The following is a 4,246-nucleotide window of genomic DNA, read 5'->3' as shown; positions in this document are numbered from 1 at the left end:
GCCGTAGGCCGGTACGCGACGATCAGTACTTCTGCTTCTGGCGCTTGGCGGGCTGGCCGCGCGGCGGCAGCTCGGGCAGCGAATCATCCTTCTCTTCGACGAGGCGGAAGTCGATCTTGCGCTCTTCCATGCTGGCCTTGAGCACCAGGATCCGCACCCGGTCACCAAGGCGGTAGATCTTGCCGCGGCGTTCGCCGTTGAGCGTTTTGCGCACCGCGTCGAACTGGTAATAGTCGTGCGGCAGCTGGGTCACGTGGACCAGGCCGTTGACCTTGGATTCGTCCAGTTCCACGAACAGGCCGAAACTGGTCACGCCACTGATCACGCCCTCGAACTGGCCGCCAACGTGCTTTTCCATCCACGCGGCGCGGTAACGCTCATCCACTTCACGCTCGGCTTCATCGGCACGGCGTGCTCGCTCGGAGCACTGCAGGGCCAGCGCAGCCATCTCACGCGGCGAATAGGTGAACTTCTCCGGCGCGGCTCCACTGAGCGCGTGCTTGATCGCACGGTGCACCAGCAGATCGGGGTAGCGACGGATCGGCGAGGTGAAGTGAGCGTACGCATCCAGCGCCAGGCCGAAGTGGCCCAGGTTGTCCGGCGAGTACACCGCCAGACTCTGGCTGCGCAGCAGCACCGATTCCAGCAGCGCCGCGTCCGGGCGATCGCGCACTTTCTTCAGCAGCTTGGTGAAATCGGCCGGCTGCACCTTCGACCACGGCGGCAGGCTCAGCTTGAATTCCTTCAGGAACTCGAGCAGATCGGCGTACTTGGATTCCGGCGGACGCTCATGGTCACGGAACGGCGCCGGCACCTGCTTGGCCAGCAGGTAGCGCGCCGCCTGCACGTTGGCCGCGATCATGCATTCTTCGATCAGCTTGTGCGCATCGTTGCGCACCATCATCCCGGCCTGCGTGACTTCGCCGGTGTTGTCCAGCACGAAGCGCACTTCGGAGGTTTCAAATTCGATCGCACCGCGGCGGGTACGCGCCTTGGCCAGCACGTGATACAGCTGGTACAGGCGATCCACCTGCGGCATCAGCGGACCGATCGCCTTGCGCGCGGCCGGGTCGTTCTCGCCCACCGCTTCCCAGACCTGGTTGTAGGTCAGGCGCGCGTGCGAGTTCATCACTGCTTCGTAGAAGCGCGAATGGATGACCTCGCCTTCGCGGTTCACCTGCATGTCGCAGACGAAGCACATGCGGTCGACCTTGGGCATCAGCGAGCAGATACCGTTGGACAGCGTTTCCGGCAGCATCGGCACCACGAACCCGGGGAAGTAGACCGAGGTGGCGCGCTTCTGCGCTTCATTGTCCAGCGGCGTACCGGGACGCACGTAATTGGAGACGTCGGCGATCGCCACGACCAGGCGGAAGCCTTCGGCATTGGGTTCGCAGTAGACCGCGTCGTCGAAGTCCTTGGCGTCCTCACCATCGATGGTGACCAGCGGCGTATTGCGCAGGTCTTCGCGGTGGCCGATCTGTTCCGGGGTGACCACCATCGGCACGGCAGTGGCTTCAGCCAGCACTTCAGCCGGGAACTCGAACGGCAGTTCATGGCCGTGGATGGCGGTTTCCACCACCAGCGAGGCCGTCAGCTTGTCGCCGAGTACGGCGATGATGCGGCCGATCGGCGGGCGGCGGGTGTCCGGCGCCTGGGTCAGCTCGCAGACCACCAGCTGGCCATCGCGGGCATCGCCGGTCTGGTCGGGCGGGATCTGCACGTTGCGCTGCACGCGCTTGTCGTCGGGCACCACGTAGTTGATGCCGAACTCGACGCTGAAGCGGCCGATCAGGCGGCTCATGCCACGCTCGAGCACACGCGAGATGCTCGCCTCGCGGCGACCACGACGATCGATGCCGGTCACGTTGACCAGCACGCGGTCGCCATGCAGCACCTTGCGCATTTCGAACGGCGGCAGGAACAGATCGTCGCCACCTTCGACCGGGCGCAGGAAGCCGAACCCTTCCGGGTTGGCGATCACCACGCCGGTGATCAGGTTGACCGCCTGCAGCGGCGCGAAACCGCCCCGGCGGTTCTGCACCAGCTGGCCGTCACGGCACATCGCGCCCAGGCGCTTGCCCAGGGCATCGGCACGGTCCGGTTCGGTCAGGCCGAGGTGGATGGCGATCTCTTCGGCGGTCTGCGGGCCATCGCAGCGGTCAAGCAGCTGCAGGATCGCCTCACGGCTGGCGATCGGCTGCGCATAGCGCTCGGCCTCGCGGGCGGCGAAGGGGTCCACCTGGACCTCACCGTCGAGCGGGGTCGGGTGCGGGCGGCGGCGGGTCGGGATCGGCCCGGCATGCGCAGGCTTGGGGCCGCGCTTGTTGCCACGCGGCGGCTCAGCGGTGTTCAGGGATTCGGGCATCCAGGGGGGCAGCTTGCCGGCCTTCTTGGCGGCAGCGCGGGGCTTGCCCGACGGACCGGCTGCCTTCTTGGGCGCCGGGGACTTGGGGGCTTTCGCGCCCTGGGTCGGTTTCTTTGGTTTCATTGACCTCAATAGTAACCGCTGCGCGTGTGCAGAACCGGTCAGCGGCGCTCCTGTGCAGGATTGTGAAGAAATTTCACAAAACCGTTGACAACCCGCGGGGAGATGCCCAGAATTCGCCCCCTGAGTCGCCCAGGTGGCGGAATTGGTAGACGCACTAGCTTCAGGTGCTAGCGGGGGCAACTTCGTGGAGGTTCGAGTCCTCTCCTGGGCACCATGACTCAGAAAATGATCAAACCCGCGCAAGCGGGTTTTTTCGTTTCTACCGCCCTGCATCCGCCACGCACGATTCGCGCGTCACCGTGGGCGATGACGCTGCATCGAGCGACGAACAAAAATTCCTGCGACATCCTGTTGACACATACGCGGTTCTCCCGCAGAATTCTCCTCCTGAGTCGCCCAGGTGGCGGAATTGGTAGACGCACTAGCTTCAGGTGCTAGCGGGGGCAACTTCGTGGAGGTTCGAGTCCTCTCCTGGGCACCATGACTCAGAAAATGATCAAACCCGCGCAAGCGGGTTTTTTCGTTTCTACCGCCCTGCATCCGCCACGCACGATTCGCGCGTCACCGTGGGCGATGACGCTGCATCGAGCGACGAACAAAAATTCCTGCGACATCCTGTTGACACATACGCGGTTCTCCCGCAGAATTCTCCTCCTGAGTCGCCCAGGTGGCGGAATTGGTAGACGCACTAGCTTCAGGTGCTAGCGGGGGCAACTTCGTGGAGGTTCGAGTCCTCTCCTGGGCACCATGACTCAGAAAATGATCAAACCCGCGCAAGCGGGTTTTTTCGTTTCTACCGCCCTGCATCCGCCACGCACGATTCGCGCGTCACCGTGGGCGATGACGCTGCATCGAGCGACGAACAAAAATTCCTGCGACATCCTGTTGACACATACGCGGTTCTCCCGCAGAATTCTCCTCCTGAGTCGCCCAGGTGGCGGAATTGGTAGACGCACTAGCTTCAGGTGCTAGCGGGGGCAACTTCGTGGAGGTTCGAGTCCTCTCCTGGGCACCATGACTCAGAAAATGATCAAACCCGCGCAAGCGGGTTTTTTCGTTTCTGCGGTTCGTCAATGCGCGGCTCTGCCCTGCGTCAGTGCGTAACGCACGAGGTGCGTGGCATCAACACGACGATGACGCGGCGACCGACGACTGGCGAAAAATTTTCCGCGCGATCCTGTTGACACAATCGCCGTTCTCCCGCAGAATTCTCCTCCTGAGTCGCCCAGGTGGCGGAATTGGTAGACGCACTAGCTTCAGGTGCTAGCGGGGGCAACTTCGTGGAGGTTCGAGTCCTCTCCTGGGCACCATGACTCAGAAAATGATCAAACCCGCGCAAGCGGGTTTTTTCGTTTCTGCGGTTCGTCAATGCGCGGCTCTGCCCTGCGTCAGTGCGTAACGCACGAGGTGCGTGGCATCAACACGACGATGACGCGGCGACCGACGACTGGCGAAAAATTTTCCGCGCGATCCTGTTGACACAATCGCCGTTCTCCCGCAGAATTCTCCTCCTGAGTCGCCCAGGTGGCGGAATTGGTAGACGCACTAGCTTCAGGTGCTAGCGGGGGCAACTTCGTGGAGGTTCGAGTCCTCTCCTGGGCACCATGACTCAGAAAATGATCAAACCCGCGCAAGCGGGTTTTTTCGTTTCTACCGTCCGGTAACCAAAAAAAACCCCGCCTTTCAGCGGGGTTTTTCGTTTCAACGTATCACGTGCTCAGTGCCCACCGGCCGAGGCAGCGCCCGCCCCTGCAC

Annotated in this window: 1 protein-coding gene and 6 tRNA genes; 6 read left to right on the top strand and 1 reads right to left on the bottom strand. The window is 62.8% G+C overall.

The genetic code is table 11. The features are described from left to right. Positions 1 to 22: 22 nt before the first annotated feature. Positions 23 to 2,491, bottom strand: coding sequence for a ribonuclease R (gene rnr / locus ACE026_RS08970; protein WP_123728787.1), 2,469 nt, complete (start codon positions 2,489 to 2,491; stop codon positions 23 to 25). A 127-nt stretch (positions 2,492 to 2,618) separates the two neighbouring features. On the opposite strand from rnr, the gene ACE026_RS08965 reads away from it, so the two are divergent. The 6 genes from ACE026_RS08965 to ACE026_RS08940 all read left to right on the top strand — a co-directional run bounded on the left by ACE026_RS08965 (position 2,619) and on the right by ACE026_RS08940 (position 4,096). After that, positions 2,619 to 2,705: transfer RNA gene (locus tag ACE026_RS08965), tRNA-Leu, on the top strand. A 180-nt stretch (positions 2,706 to 2,885) separates the two neighbouring features. After that, a tRNA-Leu gene (locus ACE026_RS08960) sits at positions 2,886 to 2,972 on the top strand. Positions 2,973 to 3,152: 180 nt separating this feature from the next. Then, positions 3,153 to 3,239: transfer RNA gene (locus tag ACE026_RS08955), tRNA-Leu, on the top strand. A gap of 180 nt (positions 3,240 to 3,419) precedes the next feature. After that, positions 3,420 to 3,506 (top strand) — tRNA-Leu (locus ACE026_RS08950). Between the two features lie 208 nt (positions 3,507 to 3,714). Next, positions 3,715 to 3,801 (top strand) — tRNA-Leu (locus ACE026_RS08945). Positions 3,802 to 4,009: 208 nt separating this feature from the next. Continuing rightward, positions 4,010 to 4,096: transfer RNA gene (locus ACE026_RS08940), tRNA-Leu, on the top strand. The last annotated feature ends 150 nt before the right edge of the window (positions 4,097 to 4,246 follow it).

This window comes from Stenotrophomonas sp. AGC87 (assembly GCF_057333975.1).
The sequence above is the reverse complement of the archived record's forward strand: the minus strand, read 5'-3'. Positions and strand labels throughout refer to the sequence as shown.